This is a genomic window from Candidatus Poribacteria bacterium, from assembly GCA_021295755.1.
Taxonomy (GTDB): domain Bacteria; phylum Poribacteria; class WGA-4E; order WGA-4E; family PCPOR2b; genus PCPOR2b.
Genome location: JAGWBT010000069.1, coordinates 17,992 through 42,465, shown reverse-complemented (window position 1 = coordinate 42,465; position 24,474 = coordinate 17,992). Strand labels below are relative to the sequence as shown.

18 protein-coding genes are annotated in these 24,474 nt (G+C 48.5%); 14 read left to right on the top strand and 4 right to left on the bottom strand.

The annotated features are described in order from the left end of the window. Nucleotides 1-463: 463 nt before the first annotated feature. Nucleotides 464-1,066 (bottom strand): NADH-quinone oxidoreductase subunit B, encoded by a 603-nt coding sequence (locus tag J4G02_11495; GenBank protein MCE2395201.1) that lies wholly within the window; start codon nt 1,064-1,066, stop codon nt 464-466. After that, nucleotides 1,063-1,455: an NADH-quinone oxidoreductase subunit A gene (locus J4G02_11490; protein ID MCE2395200.1), complete on the bottom strand. Its 393-nt coding sequence runs from the start codon at nt 1,453-1,455 to the stop codon at nt 1,063-1,065. The genes J4G02_11495 and J4G02_11490 overlap by 4 nt, the downstream gene beginning before the upstream one ends. A gap of 854 nt (nt 1,456-2,309) precedes the next feature. Between J4G02_11490 and J4G02_11485 the strand changes: the two genes are divergently transcribed. The 14 genes from J4G02_11485 (at nt 2,310) to J4G02_11420 (ending at nt 21,332) form a co-directional block, all read left to right on the top strand. Beyond that, nucleotides 2,310-3,938: a thiamine pyrophosphate-binding protein gene (locus J4G02_11485; GenBank protein ID MCE2395199.1), complete on the top strand. Its 1,629-nt coding sequence runs from the start codon at nt 2,310-2,312 to the stop codon at nt 3,936-3,938. 111 nt (nt 3,939-4,049) lie between these two features. Then, nucleotides 4,050-4,736, top strand: a complete 687-nt coding sequence (locus J4G02_11480) for an HAD family hydrolase (GenBank protein MCE2395198.1) — start codon at nt 4,050-4,052, stop codon at nt 4,734-4,736. Between the two features lie 378 nt (nt 4,737-5,114). Then, a complete protein-coding gene (gene tadA / locus J4G02_11475) occupies nt 5,115-6,860 on the top strand; it encodes a Flp pilus assembly complex ATPase component TadA (GenBank protein ID MCE2395197.1) in 1,746 nt (581 codons plus the stop codon). A 52-nt stretch (nt 6,861-6,912) separates the two neighbouring features. Then, the gene (locus J4G02_11470; protein MCE2395196.1) at nt 6,913-8,136 is read left to right on the top strand and encodes a type II secretion system F family protein; all 1,224 of its coding nucleotides are present in this window, start codon (nt 6,913-6,915) and stop codon (nt 8,134-8,136) included. 271 nt (nt 8,137-8,407) lie between these two features. Next, a complete protein-coding gene (gene gspG, locus J4G02_11465) occupies nt 8,408-8,857 on the top strand; it encodes a type II secretion system major pseudopilin GspG (protein ID MCE2395195.1) in 450 nt (149 codons plus the stop codon). Between the two features lie 68 nt (nt 8,858-8,925). Then, the gene (locus J4G02_11460; protein MCE2395194.1) at nt 8,926-9,657 is read left to right on the top strand and encodes a prepilin-type N-terminal cleavage/methylation domain-containing protein; all 732 of its coding nucleotides are present in this window, start codon (nt 8,926-8,928) and stop codon (nt 9,655-9,657) included. Then, nucleotides 9,641-10,105 carry a prepilin-type N-terminal cleavage/methylation domain-containing protein gene (locus J4G02_11455; protein ID MCE2395193.1) on the top strand — a complete coding sequence of 155 codons (465 nt, stop codon included), beginning with the start codon at nt 9,641-9,643 and terminating at the stop codon, nt 10,103-10,105. Before J4G02_11460 ends, J4G02_11455 begins: the two co-directional genes overlap by 17 nt. After that, nucleotides 10,102-11,007, top strand: a complete 906-nt coding sequence (locus tag J4G02_11450; GenBank protein MCE2395192.1) for a prepilin-type N-terminal cleavage/methylation domain-containing protein — start codon at nt 10,102-10,104, stop codon at nt 11,005-11,007. Before J4G02_11455 ends, J4G02_11450 begins: the two co-directional genes overlap by 4 nt. Nucleotides 11,008-11,018: 11 nt before the next feature. After that, entirely contained in the window at nt 11,019-12,491 is a 1,473-nt protein-coding gene (locus J4G02_11445; protein ID MCE2395191.1) for a helix-hairpin-helix domain-containing protein, read from the top strand. A 13-nt stretch (nt 12,492-12,504) separates the two neighbouring features. Then, entirely contained in the window at nt 12,505-13,491 is a 987-nt protein-coding gene (locus J4G02_11440; protein MCE2395190.1) for a site-specific DNA-methyltransferase, read from the top strand. Nucleotides 13,492-13,629: 138 nt separating this feature from the next. Beyond that, complete coding sequence (gene pilM / locus J4G02_11435; GenBank protein ID MCE2395189.1) at nt 13,630-15,333, top strand: type IV pilus assembly protein PilM; 1,704 nt, start codon at nt 13,630-13,632, stop codon at nt 15,331-15,333. Next, a complete protein-coding gene (locus tag J4G02_11430; GenBank protein ID MCE2395188.1) occupies nt 15,330-16,781 on the top strand; it encodes a hypothetical protein in 1,452 nt (483 codons plus the stop codon). Before pilM ends, J4G02_11430 begins: the two co-directional genes overlap by 4 nt. Nucleotides 16,782-17,086: 305 nt before the next feature. Beyond that, entirely contained in the window at nt 17,087-19,993 is a 2,907-nt protein-coding gene (locus J4G02_11425) for a hypothetical protein (protein MCE2395187.1), read from the top strand. Nucleotides 19,994-20,057: 64 nt separating this feature from the next. Further along, entirely contained in the window at nt 20,058-21,332 is a 1,275-nt protein-coding gene (locus J4G02_11420) for a tryptophan 7-halogenase (GenBank protein MCE2395186.1), read from the top strand. Between the two features lie 143 nt (nt 21,333-21,475). On the opposite strand, the gene J4G02_11415 is transcribed toward J4G02_11420, so the two are convergent. Beyond that, the gene (locus tag J4G02_11415; GenBank protein MCE2395185.1) at nt 21,476-23,506 is read right to left on the bottom strand and encodes a tetratricopeptide repeat protein; all 2,031 of its coding nucleotides are present in this window, start codon (nt 23,504-23,506) and stop codon (nt 21,476-21,478) included. Nucleotides 23,507-23,554: 48 nt separating this feature from the next. Further along, on the bottom strand, nt 23,555-24,397 hold the full coding sequence (locus J4G02_11410) for a phytanoyl-CoA dioxygenase family protein (protein ID MCE2395184.1): 843 nt from the start codon (nt 24,395-24,397) through the stop codon (nt 23,555-23,557). Nucleotides 24,398-24,474: the final 77 nt, after the last annotated feature.

Genomic DNA, 24,474 nt, shown 5'->3' with positions numbered 1-24,474 from the left:
TCAGAATTATTTAGACACTCCCAATGCACAGCCAACCCCCTAAATCCCCCTTATCAGGGGGACTTATGAACGCGCTGCGCAAGTCCTATTATTAAAAGATTAACAGGATTATCCTATGAAACTGACCATAACACTAATGAAGCGAATCAGTATGGCTATTACATTCCACACCACTACGATTCAGCAGTTTGGCAGGGCCCTGTCAGGTCCCAGAAAAAATTTCAACCCCATATCGGGGGTTCATCTTTGGTGGATGTCTCTTTGAACCCTGATGAGGCGTAGCTTCAGGGCGTTTGTAGATTTGTACCACGCAACAGAAGGGGCGTGTAGACGGCTTGCTGACCTGACATATACGCAGCATTTATGAACCGCTTTTCACTTAAATAGCAACATAACCTCGCCAAATGTCAGGGATTTGTCAGGGCACTGACAGGTCAAAACTCTGGCGTATGTCCCGCAGAATTTAACCTGCGGCTTCTTCTTGATCTGCGTGTTCTTCCTGTTCGGCTCTAGCTTCAGCCATCGCTTCCTCATTATTTTCCAAGTCTGTTTTGGTGAAGAGTTTCTTCAGGAAGGGCACACTTGTTCGTTTTGCAACTGTCTGCGTTTTAATTTTTTCCTGCAGCTTCATCAAGCCTTCAAGCACAGCCTCCGGACGGGGCGGGCAACCGGGAACATAAACATCAACGGGAATAATTCTGTCTACGCCTTTGAGGACATGATAGCCGTGCTGCCAGTATGGGCCACCGCTCGTGGCGCAACTTCCCATGGAGATAACATATTTCGGTTCGGGCATTTGTTCATAAAGGCGTTTAATTCGAGTCGCCATTTTTAACGTTACTGTGCCCGAGACAATGATCAGATCAGACTGACGCGGGGTCGCACGCGGGACTCCTGCGCCGAAGCGGTCTAAATCATAATTTGAGGCGGCGGTAGCCATAAACTCAATCGCACAACAAGCGAGCCCAAAGGTCATGGGCCATAAAGAAGACGCACGCGCCCAGTTGGCGACAGCATCAATAGAGGTGACGATAATATTCTTGTCCAGTTTCTCCTCGATTATCATTGTTCAATTTCCTCCCTTACAGACTGAATCGAGCGGATCCATTGGAGGTCCCCTTTCACCCAGACATAGGCAAGGCCGACCAGCAGTATGAAGATGAAAATCAGCATTTCGACAAATGCGAGCAGCCCGATTTCACGGAAAACGACACCCCATGGAAATAGGAACACAATCTCAACATCGAAGATTAAGAAAATAAGCGCAATGACGTAGAAGCGGGCGTTAAACTTAATGCGGGTATCACCAATCGGATCCTCACCGCACTCATAGGGCATATACTTTTCGTCGGTGAAAAGTCGGGTCTGGAGCAGGCGAGAGACGACGAGGTTAAGTGTGACAAATAGACACCCAACAACCAAAAAGAGTAGCACGTTCGCGAAATTAAAAAGCATTTATTCCACAGGGCAAATTCCCTTGTATCTTTACTATAGGTCGAAAATTTGCCTCATCCTTTCGAGGGGGCTTGTGAAATTTCTCACAAACTAAAGGCTAAAGAGAATCGTGTCAAACTGTGCAATCAGCGCAATCATAAGTTAATAACGATCTTCAGAGCATAATTATATATCAGATCCAGATTATTTGCAACAAAAAACCTGACGGACGGTTGCCTGTATGGCATGTAACCTTTTTCCGCCTCAGTCCCCGCCAACACTGGGATTGAACAACATCGGCGAATCAATCGGTCAATTCTAAATTTGAAATAGTCACGGAATTCCGTAACCTAATTGAGTTCAGTGTATGCCCATCTCCCCTTGATTACATGAACACAACGTTAAAGGTTCGCTAAGAACCTTTGGTGCTAGTTAGTGAGCAAGTCGTTTGCACATTGTTCAAGTCGCTTTGGATCCCGATTTACCGGGGAGCTCAGTGAATTCAAAAAAATAAATAGACACTTTCGCTCCCCGTGTTGGGTAGGCGCTGTTTCCAACTGCGCCGATGCGGTGCGGTTAAAAACCGCACCTACCGGGGTCGTAGCGCGGATTTTTCCATCCCCGGTAGGCGAGGTTTCCTAACCTCGCCGATTTGCAGTGTCTAATTAATTCTAAAATCTACCATAACTAAGAAAATCGGTTCTGACAGCCAAAGTGAGAGTTATGGCATGTTTTCTATCCGTAAGGATTTTCTAACGAAAGAATAGATTTCTTTTCAAAGATAGGTTATAATAGCAGTTTCTGAAGTTATAAATTAAAAAGGTAAGCATTGTCAGCTGCCACTAACTTGCATTAACACTAAGGAGAACACACTTATGAAAGGTGGAGATATTCTTATTGAGTGTTTGAAAGCGCAGGGGGTACGCTGTGTTTTCGGTATGCCTGGAACACAGAACATACAGATCTACGATTCACTCCTTCGTCATGGAGCAGGCGCGATTGATCACTATCTCGTCCGCCATGAATATGCTTCGACGCAGATGGCGGATGGTTATGCACGTTCTACCGGGGAGGTCGGTGTTGCGTTGACGGTCCCGGGTCCCGGCGCAAGTAATGCATCGACAGGGATTGTGGAGGCATTCACAGATTGCGTGCCGGTGCTGTTGATTACTGGTCAAAGCGACTCCGAATTTTATGCCAGAGATCCAAGCAAGATGTTTCACGGCTTGGATCAGATGAGTTTCTTTGAATCTGTCACCAAGTATTGTGCCATCGCACAGACGATAGAGGAAATCCCAACGGTTGTCGAGAATGCGTTCTGCGCTATGCGATCAGGGCGTCCCGGACCTGTTGTACTAGAATTTCCGATGGATGTGGTTACCGGTGAGGGAGAAGTTGCCATCCCACCCCGCGTTGAACGACAGCCGGCCATTGCTCCCAATCCTGCTGATCTAAAATCCGCAGCGGAAGCCCTAAGAAACGCAGAGAGGCCGGTCCTGTTTGCAGGTTCCGCGGTCATCCATTCCGATGCACGTGAGGAATTGCAGCAACTCGCTGAGAGACTCAACGCCCCGGTTGTTGTGGCGCGATGCGCAAAGGGTGTTCTGCCCGAAGATCACCCACTCGCCTTGCAGATTGTTTACGGTTATCCGGGTTATCAAGCGATGCAGATTGCGGATTGTACAGTTGCCATTGGTCCCCGTTTCACATCAATTGACACACGAACTTGGAGTCTCCAACCGCCACGTCCACTAATTCAATTGGATGAGGACGCGCAGGAAATAGGGCGAGAGTATCCGTGCGACGTGGGTGTTGTCGGTGATCTTAAATTGACGTTGCAAGCATTAATCGAAGAGGTTGATGGAGGCAAAGACTCATGGACGCAGCCGTTGGCACGGATTCGCGAGAGATTTGCTGCGCAACCGCCCTTGCCCCTGTTGCCGGAGATTCGAGAAGTGCTTCCAGACGATGGAATCCTCTCCGTCGATGTTCATGGCATTGGCTACGCTTCGTTCGCTGAATACCCGGTGTTGGATCCGAAAACTTTCCTTTATCCAAACATCGGTGTTGCGCTCGGCTACGCGTTCCCTGCAGCACTCGGCGCGAAGGTTGCGAATCCGGACAAGCCAGTTGTGTGCTTCAGCGGAGATGGCGGGTTCATGATGGGCTCCCCTGAGTTAGCCACTGCAATGATGTACGGTATCAATGTCGTAACAATCGTTGTAAACGACGGTGCATTGAGCGCGATAAAGGGGTCTCAGCAAAAGGGATGTAATGGGCGTACTATTGATACGGACTTGAGTAACCCGGATTTCATTCAGTTTGCCAAATCCTTCGGCGCTTACGCCGTGCGGGTTGATGAAGTAGCAGACTTCAAGGGTGTGCTACAAGACGCACTCGCCGCAGACAGCCCCGCTCTCATCGAGGTGTCAATGGAGGGTCGGCAGGAAGAGATCATTGGTATGATTGGCTGGCTTCAGACGGATCCATTGCGAAGAGGATGAGACTCATGTTAAGAAGGCAGCCAACAGAAACCGAGTTTTTGACAAAAACTCGGTTTCTCTTTGCGTCTCAGGCTACGCGAAATGCTTACCTTTATGAGGGTTTGATTGATCATGAACATTCGTGCCTTGTTGTTCGACTTTGGCGGCACACTCGATGGAAACGGAGTTCATTGGCGAGACCGAACATACCGGTTCCTCCAGCAGGCGTACCCGGAGATTGATCGAGAGACGTTTGATCGGGTGGATCGTGCCGCTGTCTATAGACTTATTGACAGTAGAAGTGCTCCCCAGCTTACGCTGCGCGAAACGATGGATGTCATCGCCACCGGCATCTACGAAGCACTCGGTTTAGATTCTGACGTTAAGGACCGGTATGTAGACTTTTTCTGCGAGGGAGCGAAGGAATGTCTTGGCCGTAACCGACAGTGGCTCGCAACGCTTCGAGATCGATACCGGCTCGGCGTTATCAGCAACAATTTTGGAAACACGCGAGGCTGGTGTGACGAATACAACCTCTCACCTCTGCTTGATATCGTGGTAGATTCAACGGTTGTCGGTGTGTCGAAGCCGGAGGCGGGCATATTTCATGCAGCATTGACAGGAATAAGTATCGTCCCTGAAGCAGCAATCTATGTCGGAGATACATATTCGGACGATGTGGTTGGTGCAAAAGGCGTGGGGATGCGGGCTGCTTGGTTAGTCGGCGAGGAAGACAAGGAGTGTCCCGACGCGTCAATCGTCGATGTTCAACTTACAACCCTTCAGGAACTTAATAGTTTTTTGGAGTTAGAAAATTGAACTTAAAATATGAGTGAAATTGAATCCTGTAGGGGTTACGCAGTTGAACGCTCAACGCCTCCGTCCCGATCACGATTCTCGTAGACTCCGATCCTATCAGAGGAGTCTTGAATTTGTCGTTCGGCGATTTATCGCCGATGGACACGATTGTTAATGTCCGATGAATCGGGCAACTACAACAGAAGTCTCATCAAGGGGTTCGTAGTGAACAACGATCGTTGTTCACTACTGAAGTGCGTAAGTCCTATTCTTGTTAACATAGTCTTAAGAAAGGCTTACAGTTATTGGATCTCTAAACCTCACCTATCCCTCTGCGTCTACCTATGCACACAACGAATTCCCAGCAAAAAACTGGGAGGATGAAGGGGTATCCAAAAAATGCGCAATGCGGTGGGGAAGTCACTAGTACAACTGATACTGGATTCAAATTTAATCTCCGATGATGAGCATCAACAGGTTCTTGAAGAAATTGAAACAACAGGTGTTACCCATACTCAAGCCCTCTCAAAGTTTGTGGACTCCAAGTCTCTCGCACTCGCTGAACAGGCTCTAGAGTACGGAGTGCTGTGCACATTGCTTGAAGATGTTATTCCGGAGGCTGAAGTAACTGAGCGGGTTTCAGCGAGTTTTGCTTATCGGAGCAAGGTCTTGCCAATTCGCCTGAGCGAAGGAACACTTATGGTCGCTATGGCGGATGTGCTGGATATCCGGTTAATTGATGAGATGCGGTTGGTTACGGAATGCGAGATTGAACCGGTGCTTGCGGACGAAGGGGACATCGAAGCGGCCATTATCCGTGCCTATGGAAAGACCGCCGCTGCCATTCTCAGCGAAGGAATCAAGGGCCCCGTTGGTGCCGTCGCCACGCTTGAGCGTGAAACGATTGACGATTTTGGCATCAGCGAGCAGGACTTAAGCCAAGATCCGACAGTCATCAACGCTGTAGATCAGATTATCATTGACGCTGTCCGCCTCGGTGCCAGTGATATCCATATAGAACCGTTCCCCGGTGAACTCAAAATCCGTTACCGCATTGACGGTGTTTTGGAAGACCAGCCCAACCCCCCTCCCCATCTCCAGTCTGCAATTACCTCCCGTGTCAAGATCATGGCAAGCATGAACGTAGCAGAACGGCGTCGTCCTTTGGACGGAAAGATCGGCGTGACCGTTCAGAGCGTTGGCAACCGCCAGATTGACCTACGTGTTTCGACCGTGCCCACAGTGCATGGCGAAAGTGTCGTCCTGCGAATCCTTGACAGGCAATCCATCTCGTTCGGTCTAGAACAACTTGGCTTGCTAGAGGACAATTTGGATCAGTTTTTTCGAATGATCCAGAAACCACACGGCATTATCTTGGCAACGGGCCCAACGGGCAGCGGTAAAACGACAACACTGTATGCCTGTCTGAAAGAGATCAATACCCCGGAGGTCAAAATTATTACGATAGAAGATCCGGTTGAGTATGAATTGGAAGGGATAAACCAGATTCAGGTGAATCCGGAGATAAATGTGACCTTTGCAGCGGGATTGAGGCACATCCTCCGCCAAGACCCGGATAAAGTGCTAGTCGGTGAAATCCGAGACTATGAAACAGCAGAAATGGGGATCCATACCTCTTTGACCGGGCACCTTGTCTTTAGCTCACTGCATACCAACGACGCATCAAGTGCGGTTACTCGCTTGGTGGATATGGGCGTAGAACCGTACTTAGTTGCCTCAACGCTGGAGGGCATTATTGCCCAACGGCTTGCGCGTCGGGTTTGCCCACATTGTTATGAGATGTACACCCCGGAACCAGAGCGCGTCCAAGACCTGCTCGGCAGCCAAACTGGGATAATCACCGCTGATCTGCTTATCCCTCGTGCGGTCGGTTGCAAGGAGTGTCGTGGTCGTGGTTATAAGGGACGCATTGGACTCTTTGAGGTCATCCTAATAAGTGAGGAATTGCGCGAGATGACCATCCAAAGAGCGTCGGCAAGCCAACTGAAACGCGCCGCAATGCGACTGGGGATGAAAACGTTGCGGGAGGATGGTTGGAGAAAAGTGGTTGCCGGTTACACGACCATCGAGGAAGTTGTACGACTCACACAAGAGGATGAGTTTGACATCGGCGAAGTCGTATGAAAGGTGAAGCGTAACGCGTAAAAGTGTTGCGTATTGCAGGAAAGGACTCCTGATGCCAAGATTCCGTTACGAAGCTCTGACGACCACTGGAACGGTGGTCACCAATACACAAGAAGCGAGCAGTAAGGCTGAACTTGTGTCGAAACTGAAGGTGATGGGATATTGGCCCACAAGCATCGTTGAGGATAGTGCAGAAACTCAAGATCGAAAAGGGATTCATATTCCTTTCTTACCTACTCGGATTAAGGCGACAGAGGTTGAGTTTTTCACCTATCAGATGGCGACGTTGATTAACGCCCACGTTCCGTTATCTCGCGCTTTGGGGGTGACGCTAGAACAGATTACGAGCGTCGAGCTCAAGCGGGTCGTTGAGCAGGTCAAATATGATGTCGAACACGGCTCACCGCTTAACGATGCACTTGCACAGCATCCGAGGGTATTTTCCGAGTTGTATGTCAATATGGTAAGAGCGGGCGAAGCGGGTGGGGTTCTCGGTGTCGTGTTGGAACGGCTCGCTGAGTTTGCCGAAAGACAACGGCTTCTCAAAACTGAAGTGACCTCTGCCTTGTTCTACCCCGCCATTTTGCTGGCGTTAAGCGTCGGTGCGGTGGCGGTTTTGATGACATTTGTTATCCCTAAATTCACCGGTATGTTCGCAGAGTTGGATGTTGCATTGCCCGGTCCGACACGATTTCTTATTGGCGTTACTAATTTCTTAAGTGTTTACTGGTGGATCATTTTAATTGCGATAATTGGCGGCGTCGTGGGACTCAGACAGTATATTCGCACGGAAAGCGGACAGCTGGCTTTTGATCGAGTGAAACTCAAACTCCCGATTATTGGGATAATCTTCAGTAACTTTGCACTGGTACGGTTTACGCGAACAATGGCAACGCTGCTTGAAAATGGCGTGATACTGCTGCCGGCACTTCGCGTTGTCAAGGATACCATCGGCAATTTGGTTTACGGGAACGCGGTCGCAAGTGCGGAACAAGAAATCGAGCGCGGATCGACTTTGTCACGAGAATTGGAGCGAAGTGCTGTCTTCCCGCCGCTACTGACCCACATGGTTGCGATTGGTGAGGAATCCGGCGATCCTGAACAGATGCTGACGAAACTATCAACATATTACGATCTGGAAATCAAGAAAAATCTAGAACGACTTACCAACTCAATTGGTCCCGTGGTGATTCTATTAATGGGGTTACTGATTGGATTTATTGCAGTTGCGATGATCCTTCCGATCTTTGAAGCCAGCACCTCGATCAGTGGATAGCCATTATCTGATAACCTTTGGTGCTAGTTAGTGAGAAAGCCGTTTCCGCATTGTTCAAGTCGCTTTGAATCCCGATTTATCGGTGAGTTCATTGATTCATTAGTCGGTTGGTTCATTTATTTTTCTGACGTTCCACCCTTCGGATACACATGTCGCCCCGCTAGGGCTAGATGAACCGCTGAACTGATGGTTTTGACGTTTCACGCATCATATTATCAATAACTGCAGGCTAGCACCATTGGTTTATAGATATCCACACGGGAGGTAGAAAATGTTCAAACAGTTAAAATCAGATGAATCGGGGCTGACGCTTATTGAAATTACGATTGTTATTGTTATTCTCGGTCTGTTGGCGAGCTTTATTGCACCGCGGGTCTTGAATGCGCCGGATAAGGCAAAGGTCGCCAAAGCCAAGATGGAGATTAGCGCTTTGGAAAACGCGTTAGAGATGTATGCGATCGAAATCGGAGACTATCCAACGGTAGAACAAAATCTACAGGCACTGTGGCAAATGCCCAATCCGCAACCCGAAAATTGGAGTGGTCCTTATATTAACAAACCAGTTTTCACAGATCCATGGGGCAACAATTACATCTATGTCTATCCCGGCCTTCATGAAGGTTACAGTTACGACCTCTATTCGTTTGGTAAGGATGGCAGGGAAGGAGGTACAGACTTCAACGCTGACATCACAAACTGGATTCAGGAGATAGATCAATAAGGCAGATTGGCACACACTGTCGTTCTTTATTGAACCGAACATTTGTCTCACTCCTTAAAGGTAAAGACATGCACTTACCCAACCGGATTTTGCGTTCAGAAAGGGGTTCAACCCGATGCAACAGTTGTTCCCTACATGGTAAGGAGGAGTTATATCCGCTCATCCCAAATGGCTTTACGCTGATTGAGATCATGATCGTGCTTGCGTTGATCGCAATTCTCTCCTCTATTGCGATGCCATCTCTACGTGGATTCGCCGCATCAACGCGCTTGAAATCCACCGCCCACGCCATCCGAGATATGCTCAACTTTGCGCGTGATATGGCAATTACTGAGCGGGCAGCTTACCTCGTTGTGTTTGATTTGACGACAAACCGCTACTGGCTTGCCTCCAACGAAACTTTCAATCTCGGAGACCCGTCCACGCCTCTAACCGCGAGTTCTTCAAGTTTGCGACCCGCCCAACAACCAACCGCAGATCAAGGCAACACAACATTGCAGCAAATGTCTCCTTCACGAACAAACGCAATCCTCGGAATACCACAGAAACCGGGGCATAACGTGAGTTTAGCACGCATGATCACGAATCATAATTTTCAGACTATTCAAATAAATACCGGTGTGGATTATATCTACTTTTCTCCAACAGGCTCGTCGGAGGACACCGTCCTATATATTCAAGATCAGCGCAGTAAAACAATGTCTATAACAGTCGAAAACGCAACGGGACGGGTGCGTCTTGAAAAAATTAACTCGCAGCAACTTGAAACGTTGGAGTTGACAGATGAATCCTCTGAATAATCTAATCTCACTTTTCCGCCGATCTGGGGACGACAAAAACGGCTTTACCCTAATCGAAATCGTCGTCACATTAGCCATTTTGTCACTAGCCCTGCCGACGTTACTCCGTTCCTTTACGGAAGCGGCCAAAGGGCAAGCACTGGCGGAAAACAGAACAACCGCCTTGTATCTCCTTAAATTTCGGTTGGCGGCGGTTGAGGCCGAGGGTTATCCGGATATCGGCGAAGAGAATGGTGAATTTGGAGAGGATTCACGGTTCCGTTGGCATTCAGATGTTCAAGATGTGGAATTGGATGAGATTGAAGGGCTACGCTCAGTTACCGTTACCGTCACATGGCAGGAGCGTGGCAGAGAAAGGCTAGTTTCAGCGAGCACCTATCTCGCAGACCGTCAGATACCACAGGATCAGGCACAGGGTGGTCAACAGGGACAAGGGAGCGGCGGATGAGATCTCACATTTCACGGCTTACGCTCCACGCCGACGGTTTTACCTTACTTGAATTGCTCGTCGCTGTCAGTATCCTAATCATTATTGGAGGTGCCTCCTACACGGCGTTTAATGTTGCCTTGGATGTTTATCAAAAATCTGAATCACGGATTGTAATGACACAGAAATGTCGAATAGCGTTGGAGCGCGTTGCCACAGACTTGAGCAATCTGCAAGCTGTACAAGGCGATGAGTCTCTTGTCATTGTGTCGCAGGATAATCCGATCGAGGAAGGGATTAATCGGGATTTAATCAGTTTTGTGACGTTGATTCATATCGATCCCGACCCGTTTCTCGCTGAATTGAATGCAGCAAACCAAACGGTGGTAGCAGATGAGGATCTCAATCAGGATAACTTTGTAAGCGATGTCCAGCGAATCGCTTACTATATTGGAGAAGATACCGCTCGACAGATTGGGAGCGAACAAGAAAATAGGACAGAGGTGGGTGGTGAGTTTTTGACAGCAGATAGTGAAGTGGAGAGTGGATTAGCCCTTTACCGACTTTCGACGACGGCGTTGGAGGTGGAAACCGTTATTCAACCGCTGCTTGATTCGCAGAGCCTCCCCACCGAGGATGAAGCGGGGAATCCAATCTATGTGAATATTGTTCCAATCATCGATCAGATTACTTCCTTCGATGTGCGATACTACGATGGCGAAGAGTGGTATGAGTCGTGGGACGACACCGAGATGATTCCGACATCTGTTGTTGTTTGGATAACTGTTGGGGGTGGAAACAGTCAGCAGAGCGAGAATACCAGCAGCAGTACAATAACCCAATCGACAATGGTTTATCTTCCAATGAGCGTGAACTTCAGTGAACAACCGCCCGGTGGAGCCGCCGCTGGACCAGGTGGATGAGGGCATAAAGAATGGAAAGCAGGAAAGGCGCACCATTTCATCTCAGATGCAAATCGCCGCTACACACCTGCGAGTGTGGACTTTCTCTTATTTCGACGCTCTGGCTGCTGACAGTTCTCTCCGTCCTTGCAACCCATTTTTTATATTCAATTCGTTTGGAGCAGCGGGCGCAGGCAAATTTCGCAGATCGAATAAAGCTCCATTACGCAGCAAAAGCGGGATTTGAAAGGGCAATTGTGATGCTGCGTGGGGATGAAACCCCTTACGATTCACTCGGCGAAAATTGGGCGGACGGGCTAGAGGAACAGATCGGAGATGCCGTCGCCTCCGTAAATGCTCTTACTTACCGTGTTAGAATCACTGACGAAGGTGCCAAGATCAACATCAACACCGTAGATGTCAGTATGATTGAAGGTCTATTGACTCTCATGGGTTATCAACAACCGGAGATAACAGAACAACCACTTTCTCAGGCGATTGAAGAGGGAAGACCCTACCGCACCGTGCGAGACCTAGCGCGAGTCCCAGGCGTGACACCAGATCTGTTATACGGAGCTGCAGGTCCCAGTGCAACCGAGGCTGTAGGTAGCGGGATAGCGGCGGAGGCAGCTGGGACCCAACAGAGCGTTCCCGGATTGGTCGATCTGGTAACAGTATATTCAATCGACAAAAATACCGATGCCAACGGCAATCCACGCGTTAATATTAACAATGCGGATGGACAACAGTTGACACAGATTCGAGGGAACAACAATCAGCTCGTCTTCTCTCAAGGGGAAAAGGACGCATTGGTCCAACAGCGTGAGTTCGATAGTATCAGCGATCTGATTGATGCAACAGCGGTCACGGAGCAGGTTTTTAACAACATTCGTGAACAGATTAGTGTGGAAAGCAATGAAGAAGAGGAGAATATCGTCAACATCAACACCGCCGATGCCGGGCGGTTGGAGACGTTAGACGGTATTGATGAGGGTATCGCCGATCGGATTATCGACCACCGTAACAGCCAAGGCAACTTCCAAAATGTTGATCAACTCAAAGAAGTTAAACTGATAACGGAGGAAGAGTTTAGCAGCATTGTGGATCAGATTACCACAAAGGATGAGGCAGTAGTCAGCGGTTTCATCAACATCAACACGGCACCGCAAGAGATATTACAACTGTTGCCCGGCATGGACGCGGACAAAGCGGGTGCAATTATCAGCCGTCGTGAATCGGAACCTGAAGACAGTGAGCGGGCAGAGACATTGGCGGAAGCAGGGACTGAGGGGAATCCTTTTGAGAGCATCAGTCAACTCCTTGAGGTCGAGGGGATTGATATGGACACTTTCCGTCAGATTGCAGAGTTAGTTACCTATCGCTCGCACGGTTTTCTCATTGAAACTGAAGGGATTGACAATCTCGGCAAAACAGTTGCCTCTTGCGCTGGTGCCCTTGATCGCACCGGGGAACAGATTGTGACTAAGTATTGGAGACAGAACTAGAGTGGAGATCGCTATGGAGAAGGCACCACGAAACCGAACAATAACACTATCAGATCAGGAAAGAGCGGACTACCGGCAGCATTTATTAAAAATCGCCGGTCCTGCTTCAGCGAATAGCATCTTGAACAGAGTCATCAACCAAGATCTTCACCATATCCTCAATTGGCTACCCTCACATTTTATCGATCTCCTCTTTCTCGATCCGCCGTATAATTTGACCAAGGATTTTAACACCTATTCTTTTAAGCAGCAGTCAGTCGAGGGTTATATGGAATGGATGGAGTCTTGGCTACCCAAACTGATCCGGTTGTTAAAGCCGGGTGCGTCGGTTTATATCTGTGGGGATTGGCGATCTTCCACAGCAATTCAGTTCGTTTGCGATAAGTATCTGATTGTCAGAAACAGAATCACTTTTGAGAGGGAAAAAGGACGCGGGGCAAAAAAGAATTGGAAGAATAATTCTGAGGATATTTGGTTTTGTACAGTTTCAAACGATTACTATTTTGATGCAGATGTTGTGAAATTAAAGCGACAAGCGATTGCGCCTTATCGGGAAGATGGAAAGCCAAAAGATTGGACAGAAGAGGCAGATGGAAACTTTCGACTCACTGCACCATCAAACATCTGGACAGATCTTACAATTCCTTTCTGGTCAATGCCGGAAAACACTCTCCATCCAACGCAAAAACCTGAAAAGCTGTTAGCGAAACTGATTCTTGCAAGTTCCAGAAGAGGAGACATCGTTTTCGATCCCTTCGCGGGGAGCGGAACAGCAGGAGTCGTGTCGAAGAAATTAGGGCGAAGTTTCGTCATGGTTGAAATTGACGAAGAATATTGTTTTTACACTCAGAAAAGATTGCAGATGGCTGAAACTGATACAACTATTCAAGGATATGCCGACGGGGTTTTCTGGGAGCGAAACACATTGCAGGATATGAAGAAGAAGGAACAAGGAAAGTCAAAGAGCGAGGCAACGCTTGAACTATTTCCAAACAACTAGATGAAGAATTCATCACTTTAAGCAAGTCAGAGAACAATGGGTAGAAAAAGTGGATATTTGGGAATAATGACGAAACCCGGCTGGTTACAACGCTATAAATTCACCCTATAAGTTCACAGAGTCCATTGAGAAAAAAACATGGCAAAAAACCAAATCGTGTCCATCGATATTGGCACAAGCGCAATTAAGTTGGTGCAGCTAGAGCAGACTGCAGCCGGAATTCGCCTCGTCAACGTAGGGATAGAAGCGTATCCCTACACAGCCCCTACGACAGAAGTTCCGATTGAGGTGATCTCCGAGGCCTTGCAGCGTGTGTGGCGAGGTGTTGGCGGACGTAGTACTTCGGTGGCGTTATCAATTCCCCGCTTGTTAGTCACATCGCGTCGATTGACAAACCTGCCCGCTGCGGCAACAGATGACCAACTCTCTAACCTAGTTGCTATACAGGCCGAAACGGAACTCCCTTTCCGGGTGGAAGGTGCTATCTACGACCACCATGACGTGCATCGTTCGGAGGATGGCATCTCCGTCGAGCTAATTGCCGCAAGACGTGAAGCGGTACAACAGCAGATAGATTATCTGAAACCACTCGGTATTACACCTAGAGGTGTGATGCCTTCTACCCTCGCAACGAGTGCGTTGGCGGGAATCGCAAATCACAAAGACGATTCGTCAACTGGAATGACGATGGTTGTGGATATTGGTGCGGGCCGGACAGACCTGTGCTTGCTCGCTGAAGAGGCGCTACGGTTCTCACGGAGTTTTCCTATTGGCGGCAATCATCTGACCCATCTATATCAGCAAGAGATGGGGAGCGATTTTGAGATCGCTGAGCGGCGAAAAATTATGGATGCTGCGCTGAATCAGCACCTTCAAGCCTCTAATCCCTCGTACGAATGGGCGGATGGACTAGTCGTAGAGTTGAAACGCTCTATAAACGGGGCAAAACGAGACCTTAACCTTGATGGTGATAGGATCGTCAGTAAAATCTGGTTGTGCGGTGGGGGAGCGCGGGTTTCTGGCCTGGCAGACTATATCGCGGATCGCTTAGAAGTACCAGTTCTGCTTTGGAATCCACTTGATGCTTTCAAGGAGGTCTGGGACGAACAACGCTCCGACTCCCAATCTGTAGACAGCTTTAGCGATACACTCGCTGTTGCCTTGGGGCTAGGTGTTAATGCGTTAACCTCCCAGATCTCTTTGGATCTCCTTCCCTCAGAAGAAAAGGTCAAATTGACACAGGCTCAGCAGCGGAAGCGGACGCTAATGGCTGTTGCAGCTGGATTGGTGCTGCTAGTAGGACTTGGGTTGGGTGCGCTGACGCAGAGCAGAATCCATCAGGCAAAAATTGTTGCTCTGGATGGAGCGATCAGAAACATCAGCCAAGCCGAATCCAACGCGAAAAGAACATTGACCAAAGATTTAGCAATCGTGAATCTTTTAGCACCTCGTGTTTCTCCGCTCGATATCGTGCGTGAGTTGAGCGTACGGTTTTCTGATCGCACAAAGGTCGCTTGGACGGGGCTTAACATTACCAGATTAGATGACCTTGAAAGAGCGAAGATTACTTTCAACATTGAAGCCCAATCGCACCCAGATGTGAGCCAGACAATAAGCACTATGGCACAATCGGGGGCATTTACAAATATCAAATCTGGTCAGGTCACAAGCATTGAACGCGATAAGAAGCCAATTTTTCAGGCGCAGATCACCTGTAATCTATCAAAAGATGCGATACATCAGTTCGCCCAAACTCGCGATCTTAATCACAATCTGTCTCGGAAAACCGAAAGCAGTAGTCAGAAAAGCGCTTTTCTAGAAAAAAAGAAGGTCGGCAAATGAGAAAACTCACACGACGTGAAATCATTTTACTTGCTGTTGTTGGCATTGTGCTCTTAATTTTTCTCGTCGAGCCGTTAATTCGACAGGGGTTCCCGGGCGATGAACTTACCGCCAAACAACAGAAACTGGAAACGGCACAGAACTTGGTTCAACTTGCTCAAGTCACGCAGCAAATTGACCGAGATATTCAAGCACAAGTCGGTTTAGAAGGGCAGATCATCTCTGACTCTCTGTTTGAAGAAATTGCAAATCGGGTTGACTTAAAAGCCCTCAACCGAGCAAACCGCGCAGCCGCATTAGCGACGTTGCACCCTGCTCTTGAAAATAAGGCAGATTCACTGCTCGCCTATAAGAAACATTACGGTGAATTTCAGAGTTTAGACAAACTAAAGGAGATACGGGGACCTATCTTTGAGGGTGAGCAGGCGCAAGCGGTCATTTCAAGACGAATCTCCGATCTCGCAAGAAAAGCTGGGCTGCGCCCTAATTATCAGCTCAATATTAGACCGATGCCGGGGGCAAAATCTGAAAATCTCCCGCCGCAAACGAAGAAAAATCTAGTGTATTATCTCTATTTGGGCGAACTAGCGAATGAACTCCAACAGTTAGAATCACAACAGAATGCCATAATGGAGGAGGAGGAAGAACAGCAAATCGAAACTGAAGAAGTGGCGATGGAGGCAATGTTCGATGCTTGGTGGGGGAAAGATGATGCGCAAGATGAGAGTCAGGAAGGCGTAGTAGAAATCAAATCGGAAGCGCTGCCAATCGATGATGATACAGTTGAAGGGCCCGAGTCAGACATTGATTCCGCACCTGTACTCGATAAGCCATCACCGCCGAAATCGGTGAATCAGGAAGCTAATCGCCAATTCGTATCGCTGCCCGAGATCATCCCTTTAACACTGCGTATTGAACTGCTCCAGTTCCTTCAATCAAACCTGAAACAGCAACTAGCTGGAGCAGTTGAATTTAGGAGGGGATTTCTGGCAGCTCAAATCGCCGCAGAGACTAACGAAGCGAGGGGTGGATTTTTAGGGATTGGCAGCACGAAACAAACGACATCTATTAAGTTCAAGCCTAACAGTGTTCTGCTGTCGAAATTTGAAAAATTAATCAACCGCTATGAAACGGATTACGGAGAAGATACTGAGAAGGCGTTGGATTATGATCAACAACTCCGTGCGTTCACTAAATATGTTGATAAGATTCTGGAACAGGAAGACCAACTTCACACTTGGCTTGTAGGCGTTCCTTCCACCTATCAACCTGAGACGTACATCGTTGATATGCGCTTCAGCAATAGAATTGAGCGGGTGGTCCGGTTAATATACGCGATTGAATCTAGCTCGAAATGGTTACGGGTCAAAGATCTGCAAATCACGATAGCGGACAAGAAGGAAACGACCATCAGCACAAACCTCTCAATGATTGCACGAGTTCTCTAACGAAACGTGAAGCGTAAAACGAGATAAAGTGCGAAGTTGCGAGGGTTCCATTTTTTACATCGCTGCGTCCTTGTGTCCTAGGGTTCCATTTTCTTCAGATGTTTATAAGGAAGGTTTTGACAATGTGTTTTCAGCAACCGAGATGTTATAAATACCTGACCAGCAATTCTGGTGGATCGCGGAAGGTAGGTGTCCAATCAACTTCGGAGCACCAGAATACAATGGACAGTGCTCACCCCACCGTTCGGGTACTTATCCGCTTCATACTGTCGATATTCATTGGGTGGGCCACAGGACCTTTTACTGTGTCAGTGTTGGCACAGGAAGCCGATCAGAGAGGGATGGAGGTTACTGAGCGCGACGAAGCCGGTCAAGCGATTCGATTTAACTTTGATTTTCCAAGCGGGAATCTGCAAAGCTTAATTAAATTCATCAGCGCAGAGACGAACCTGACGATTATTGCCTCCGAAAACGAAATCAAGGACAAGAAGTTTGCACTGACTAACCTCAAGAATGTAACAATCGACGAAACACTAGAAGAAATTAAAACGGTTCTCGCTCAATACGATCTGACCATGATTCGGACGAATAACACCTTGCTGATTACGACATTCGAGAAGGCAGTCAGAATGAAAGTGCCAGTGAAGCGAATTACGGCAGATCCAAGTCTGATTGAACAGACCGACGAGATCCAGACATATATGATTCAACTGAACAGCGCTGTCGCATCGGAGCTAGTGAGTAGTCTCAAACCACTGTTGAGCAAAGCGGCGAATATTTTCGCGGATGGCAATAGTAACTCGTTAATTATTACCGACGTCGCTTCCAATATTCATCGAATTGCAACTATTTTGCAGGTAGCGGATGAGGCACCGGACACCCCGCTCAAAGTGGAGATCATTCCGCTGCAGAACGCCACCGCGGCATCACTTGCCCAGACCCTAAATGACGTGTTCCAACAGGAAGGCGAAGTTGCGAACCTCCTGCGAAAGATGGGTTCAACGAGCAAGCCCGAAGAGATGCAGGAGATGATGGAGCGTGCGAGAGAGGAAGGCGGCGGCATCGACATGATTCGTGGGCGGATCCAGATTTCCGCCGACGAGAGTTCAAACTCGTTGGTTGTAAAAGCCTCCGAAGCTAACCTTGTTGTGTTGAGAGATTTGATTAGACAACTTGACACAGCACCGAGCATTCAAACGGAGATCAGAATCTTTCGGCTAAATTACGCAATTGCCCAAGAGGTGGCACAAGTGCTTGAAGAGTTAATAACGGGCGTGAGCGCCGGCAGGCGTCCCGGGAGAAATGCAGAATGGTGGGAACGGCGCGAGTGGGAGCGGACGCGACGCGATTTGATGCGGCGTCGAGCCGAGGATGGGGGAGAGTATCAGAGTATAGTTGGGGCTGTAAATATCTCATCAAGCGATCGTCTGAACGCTGTGCTGATCTCCTCCGATCCGCGAAACTTTCCCATTATTGAGAAAATTATTGCGCAACTGGATCAAGCCGATCCGCAAGAAGAGATCCGAATCTACTTCCTGAAGTTTGCTGAGTCGCAAAGCCTATCCGATAACCTACGCGATCTCTTTGAAGGTGGTGATTCCGGTCAGGATGAAGACCTCCCGTGGTGGTGGCGTCGTCGGGAAGAGCAACGGGGCGATAGTGCCGGCGGATTTGGGGTTCAGGGGGAGGTTCACCTTGTGCCGGATACCCGCTTAAACGCCCTGCTAGTCTCGACAGCTTCCCAAAACTTTGAGACGATTGACAGTCTGATTAACCGTCTCGATGTCAATATGCCCGATCAGGAGTGGGGAACTCGCATTTATAAGCTACAATATGCGGACGCGGAAAATGTCGCCAATATTATTAACAACGTCTATCAAGGCTCGAACAATAGAAGCGGCGGTTTCTTCTTTTTCGTCCCCGGACGGGCGCGGAATCAGAACCAGGGATCCCTCGCTGGAAATGTAACTGCCGAGGCTTATCCAACGCTCAATGCCATAATCATCTCCACCGCAACACAACGAAATTTCACACTCATCACACAGTTCGTTGAAGAACTCGATACACCGACCCCTGTAGGACAGCGGGAGGTTACGAAATTAATCCGCCTTGAATACGCAAACGCTGAAGACACCGAAGATCTGCTCGAAGATGTATGGGGCGAAGACGCAGAAGGCGACCGTGGGTTCAACTTTGGGCGTTTCATCGCACGCGGTGGAACGCCTGAACAGAATGACATCAATTCACTACGTGGCCAAGTTCAGGTAGAAGCGGACAATCAGACCAATTCGGTACTCGTAACGACCGCGCAGCGGTACATGGAGCAGGTAGAAGCCATGATCCGTGAACTTGACTTTGTGAGGGGACAGGTTTGGATTGATATACAGATCCTCGAAGTGACTCTCGATGAAAGCACGAAACTCGGCGTGGAGTTGACAGCGCGAGAACGCGGCTTGTTCGGCGCAGAGGTTCGGAATGGCAACCCATTGGTAGGGGAATTTGGTGCGGAACTTGGATTGAATCAGGAGATCAGCGGCTTTAACATCAGTTTGGCAACAAAGGAATATATGGCTTTGCTCCACACCTTGATACGTGAAAACAAGGTGCAGACCATATCAACACCGGCACTGCTCACTCGTGATAACCGTGAAGCCACATGGAGTTCTGGCAGACGCGTCCCGTATCTACAAAGTGCAGATGTTACGAGTTTGGCTGATAATCTGACGCAGCCGCTGTTCAACTACGACTTCATTGACCCACCGGTTGGAGTCACTATCACACTTACGCCGCATATCGCGAAATCGCAGACGGAGGATAGTAAAAAACGCACTATCGGCTTAGATATCTCAACGATCACCTTGAGTAATTTTGTCGAGTTCACCGATTTCAACGCACCTATTACTGAGGATAGCTCAATTAGTGCCTTCATTGATGTAGAAGATGGACAACAGATTGTGGTGGGTGGAATGATCAAGGAGAAACGTCAGCAAATCGAAAGCAAAGTGCCCATTCTAGGAGATATTCCGCTTATCGGTGGTCTCTTCAAAAAGACAGAAACCGTAGCGGAAAACTCTGAGGTTGTCATCATCATCACACCGCATATTATTGATATTCAGAATCCGGAAGATTACGGGAGACTAGAGCGGCAATCTGAGGAGTGGCGTTTAAATGGCCAGAATCAGGAAAACGAAAAACAGCCATCGGAGAAATAGTGTAACTTCCCCTCCGCTTCACCTAGATAGCAACTTGGGTTGCGATGAGGCAAATACGGAACCGATGAAAAAAAAAGATGCAACTAAAAACGAAAGTTATGATGTAATCGTCGTCGGTGGTGGACCTGGGGGTAGCACTACTGCAACACTGGTAGCAGAAAAAGGTCATCGGGTGCTGCTTTTGGAGCGCGATAAGTCTCCTCAGTTTAAGGTGGGCGAATCGCTGATGCCAGCGACTTACTGGACATTTAAGCGATTGGGGGTTATCAAAAAACTGAAAGCCAGCCATTTTCCCGAAAAGTATAGTGTTCAGTTTTATGCCAGTTCTGGTAAAGCGTCTGCACCCTTCTATTTTTTTCGCAACGATCCCCACGAGTCTTCTATGACTTGGCAGGTGTTACGCAGCGAGTTTGACCAGATGCTGCTCGAAAACGCGCAGGAAAAAGGGGTGGAAGTTCAGCGCGGTGTCAGTGTGCACGAGGTGTTGTTTGAAGGGGAAAAAGCTGTTGGTGTCCGAGCAAAACTTGGGGATGGACGGATAGCCGAACTCCCAGCTAAGGTGGTTGTGGATTCGACAGGTCAAAGCGCCCTAATTTCGCGGAAGTTGAAGATAAACACCATAGAACCAACGCTGAAAAAAGCGTCAATCTTCACCCATTTTGAGGGCGGGATTCGGGACGAGGGAATTGACGAAGGCGCGACGCTAATTCTCCACACAGAGAGCAAGGATTCATGGTTCTGGTCTATTCCGCTCCCGCACGATCGAGTGAGTATAGGGGTTGTGGGTGATTTGGACTATCTCCTGCAAGACCGAAGGGGGAGTGATGGCACTCTTTCCCATCAAGCGATTTTTGACGAAGAACTCGCGAAGTGCCCTGCCTTGAAGCCACGTCTTGCTGATGCCAAGCAACTGTTCCCGGTCAAGGTCACAAAGGACTTTTCATATCGCGCCAACCGTATGGCTGGAGATGGATGGGTGTTAGTGGGGGATGCCTTTGGGTTTCTGGATCCCGTTTACTCCTCTGGATTATTTCTCGCACTTAAATCCGGCGAAATGGCAGCGGACACCATTAATGAAGCATTGGAAAAGGAGGATTTTTCAGCGGAGCAGTTGGGAAGGTTCGGCACAGAATTTGTTGCGGGAATGGAGGCAATCCGTAAGTTGGTTTACGCCTTCTATACAAAAGACTTCAGTTTTGCAAGATTTTTGGGACGGTTTCCAGAATGTCAGCAGGGCATTGTTGACATCCTCAGCGGAAATGTATATCGAAAGGATGTCACAGGAATTTTCGGTCCCATGGCGGAGATGTGTGACTTGCCGGAGGATATGCGTTTGTGATATGTGATGCGTGATACGTAAAGAATAAAATCGGCTTGGGTTTTACTGCTTGGCTCATGTTCAGAAATGGTGCAACAGAAACCGAGTTCTTTCGGCAAAACTCGGTTTCTGTTCGCGTTTTGCACTTTCTTTTTGTATGAGCCTTACTGCTTTAGTTTAGCCTTGACTGGTTTGAGGCGAAGTTGTACACGATGATGGTGATTCGGATTGGGATTGGTTTTGATGAATTCCTCCCATAACGCTACGGCATCATCCGCGAATCCTTGTGACAGGTAGTATTCACCAAGCGAAAGAGGTACGATATCCGAATGCGGATCTTTCTTCATAGAGGCGTTAAAGGCAGCAAGTGCGATATCTACCTCTCCTTTTAGCATAGCAAGCTGCCCGTGCCCGTATAGTATCAGCGAGTGTTCTGGATACTCGGTAGTGAGCGTATCTATCATCACTTGCGCTTCATCTTCTCCTCCACTCTTGTACGCAGCCATCGCAGCATGAACCATCGCGTAAATGCTCTGGTTCTTGAGTATTCGCTCTTTGACTTTGCTAGTAGCACTTCTTTTTGCGCGTTGCGCGATTCGCACAGCAGCTGCGTATTTCAATTTTGCGCGGGGGTAGTTGCCATACTTGTAACAGATATCCGCCAGTGCTTTTTCGCCGGCATAGGTTGTTTCGATGGAGAGGGTATTATGGCCTTGTGCATCAACAAGACTTTGGAAGATTTCGGCGTTCGCTGTATCGTTCAGCCGATAGTGAAGTACTTCAGCAAGGCTTTGAAGCGCATCGGTGTAGTCCGTATCAGCGGCGATAGCGCGTTCAAAGTATTCTCGTTCCTTTTCCACTTCCCCCATCTTCTGGTAAACCAAGCCAAGTCTCCAGTAAAGCCCCGGCGTTTTGTTAGAACTCAGTCCTAAGATAGAACTATAGATCTCAATTGCTTTTTTGTACTCCCCCTTGACATAGTGGTTCGAACCCGATACGATGATGGAATCAAGAATCCTTTTGTCTTTTTTTAACGCTTCTTTCAACACTTGACGTGCACGCTGATGCAATCCAATCTTGCGGTAGCAGACGGACAGGGACACGTAGTGATATGGATCTACCCTTGCCTCATTCTGAGCTGCGATCTTGATTCCTCGGTGGTATAATGCCCCTGCCTCCTGATAATTCTCGGCTTGGAACATACCGGTAGCCATCATCAGCATGGCATTATAATGCGCACCCTGCTCATCCAATCGAATTGGTCCTACACCTTGCATGACTTCTTGAAGACTTACGTCAAAACCGGATTCTATAGCTAAGTTTGCATCATCCATTACCGGACTAAGGGTAACTCTATTCTTCAGACGGTCTTGTTCACGACGTTCTTTTCGCTTTTCTGACAGGCGTTCATACTTTGTCGTTAACAGCGAATCCGGTTCAGGGATACTTGCCCCCATTGATCGGAGTTCCTGCTTTGCCTGTTGAATTGCTTCTCCAGCGTCTGCGATTCTTCCGTAGCGTTTGACCAGAAATTGATACGTTCGCTTGGCGTCGTCCGTATCCTTTAGAAAGTCTTTCTGAATACGGGCTTTATTGATGAGTGCTTGACTTGCACGCTTCGTATTGGGATGGCGATATGCGACATTGTCGTAGATCTCCACTGCTTTCTCAAAGTTTTGCGCATTTTCGTGGCTCTTTGCAAGCATCAGTTGTGCGTTCTGGCTGCGCTCAAGGTGTGGAAATTGGTTGACAATAGCGTCAAAGGATTTCTGTGCCGATTCATAGTCCATCGCTTTGAAATAGTAAAATCCCAAACGATAGTATGCTTCTACAGTCTCCTCACTGTCAGGTGTAGAGGCGATCAGATCTTGATACAGCCTCACTCCCACCTCTGGTTGATCTATTTTATCAATGTGTAATTCGGCAATGGCTAGTTGTGCTTTGCGTGCGTCTGATGTGCTCGGCTTGCTGTTAATTATCGCTTGGTAGATGTCAATCGCACCTTGATAGTCCCTCTCATGGACGCGCTGTTCCGCTAATTTGTAGGTGTTTGTTGAAAGGCAAGCGGACTGCGTAATTCCTATAGCTATAACTAAAGCAAGTATTTCAAGTCTCTGGCACAGTATAACTTGAGTTGGGTGAGTAGTGCTGTTCACCCAACTCACACTCAGGGACTTAAACCGGATGGATTTCATACGATACGCCCCCTCCTTCAGGAGATTTGATACAATGACGCATTAGACTTAATCGACGTTCCCCCACCGACTTGGGTTTACACCGGCACCGTCGCGCCCGAACATGTCCTCTGGACGATGGTCAAGCTCCCAGCTCCAACCTTTGGTGTTGAGCGGCTGGAGGAAACGACGTGCAATATCGGGAGTTTTCGCTAAATCCTCTGGATCCCATTCGTCCACAGGTTGGACAGGCGACGCCCACGCGGGACGATAGCCGTAAAGCAACACTCGACGTATGCCAGTTGCTCCCTTGTACGGATGGGCACCATGGAAGATTCGGGGACCAAAAAACACCGCGTCGCCCGCCTTCGCTGGGAGCGCGACCTCTTCGGGATGGGCGTCGTACCGGATATAAGGTTGTGCATCGGGATGAAGACAGAGATGTGAGCGTGGAAGGAGGCGGAAAGGACCGTTCTCCGGGGTCAGATCATCCAGATAGTATGAAACGCGGACAATCACTGGGGCTGTCCAGAGGTAACCGCCGAGGTTTGAGCCGTACGGATAGCCGTCGGTGTGCATAGCGACACCAATTGCGCCCGGTTCGTAGTATCGGTAGCCGCCACTGAAGAAGATGATATCCTGTCCAATTACACGCTCCAAAAAATCGATAACCGGTGGATTGGCGATCAGTTCGCCCAAAGCACGTCCATGCCACTGGGGTTGACAGGTAGCGTTACCCTGTCGGTCATGGTAGCTGCTGTGCTCAGTGGGGAGTTGCGCGGTCTCCTCTCGGAGTTGCTCAAGCTGCTCTGGCGTTAGCGCATCAGGGAGCACCACATAGCCTTCGACCTCAAGGTGACGAATCTGTTCAGGCGGCGATAGCGTTCGCCAGTCGGTTGTGACGATATTCATCGGTTCCCCCTTTCTAACAATTGTGCCTTCAATGTCTCACGGCGAGATTATACAAACCGGTTGCTTTTTTCGACTTC

Bases quoted from the DNA above. Each gene is read 5' to 3' on its own strand.
- J4G02_11480 (MCE2395198.1), top strand. From the start codon at position 4,050: ATGAACATTCGTGCCTTGTTGTTCGACTTTGGCGGCACACTCGATGGA.
- J4G02_11495 (MCE2395201.1), bottom strand. From the start codon at position 1,066: ATGATAATCGAGGAGAAACTGGACAAGAATATTATCGTCACCTCTATT.
- J4G02_11460 (MCE2395194.1), top strand. From the start codon at position 8,926: ATGCACTTACCCAACCGGATTTTGCGTTCAGAAAGGGGTTCAACCCGA.
- J4G02_11430 (MCE2395188.1), top strand. From the start codon at position 15,330: ATGAGAAAACTCACACGACGTGAAATCATTTTACTTGCTGTTGTTGGC.
- J4G02_11410 (MCE2395184.1), bottom strand. From the start codon at position 24,397: ATGAATATCGTCACAACCGACTGGCGAACGCTATCGCCGCCTGAACAG.
- tadA (MCE2395197.1), top strand. From the start codon at position 5,115: ATGCGCAATGCGGTGGGGAAGTCACTAGTACAACTGATACTGGATTCA.
- J4G02_11415 (MCE2395185.1), bottom strand. From the start codon at position 23,506: ATGAAATCCATCCGGTTTAAGTCCCTGAGTGTGAGTTGGGTGAACAGC.
- gspG (MCE2395195.1), top strand. From the start codon at position 8,408: ATGTTCAAACAGTTAAAATCAGATGAATCGGGGCTGACGCTTATTGAA.
- pilM (MCE2395189.1), top strand. From the start codon at position 13,630: ATGGCAAAAAACCAAATCGTGTCCATCGATATTGGCACAAGCGCAATT.
- J4G02_11455 (MCE2395193.1), top strand. From the start codon at position 9,641: ATGAATCCTCTGAATAATCTAATCTCACTTTTCCGCCGATCTGGGGAC.
- J4G02_11470 (MCE2395196.1), top strand. From the start codon at position 6,913: ATGCCAAGATTCCGTTACGAAGCTCTGACGACCACTGGAACGGTGGTC.
- J4G02_11485 (MCE2395199.1), top strand. From the start codon at position 2,310: ATGAAAGGTGGAGATATTCTTATTGAGTGTTTGAAAGCGCAGGGGGTA.
- J4G02_11420 (MCE2395186.1), top strand. From the start codon at position 20,058: ATGAAAAAAAAAGATGCAACTAAAAACGAAAGTTATGATGTAATCGTC.
- J4G02_11490 (MCE2395200.1), bottom strand. From the start codon at position 1,455: ATGCTTTTTAATTTCGCGAACGTGCTACTCTTTTTGGTTGTTGGGTGT.
- J4G02_11440 (MCE2395190.1), top strand. From the start codon at position 12,505: ATGGAGAAGGCACCACGAAACCGAACAATAACACTATCAGATCAGGAA.
- J4G02_11445 (MCE2395191.1), top strand. From the start codon at position 11,019: ATGGAAAGCAGGAAAGGCGCACCATTTCATCTCAGATGCAAATCGCCG.
- J4G02_11450 (MCE2395192.1), top strand. From the start codon at position 10,102: ATGAGATCTCACATTTCACGGCTTACGCTCCACGCCGACGGTTTTACC.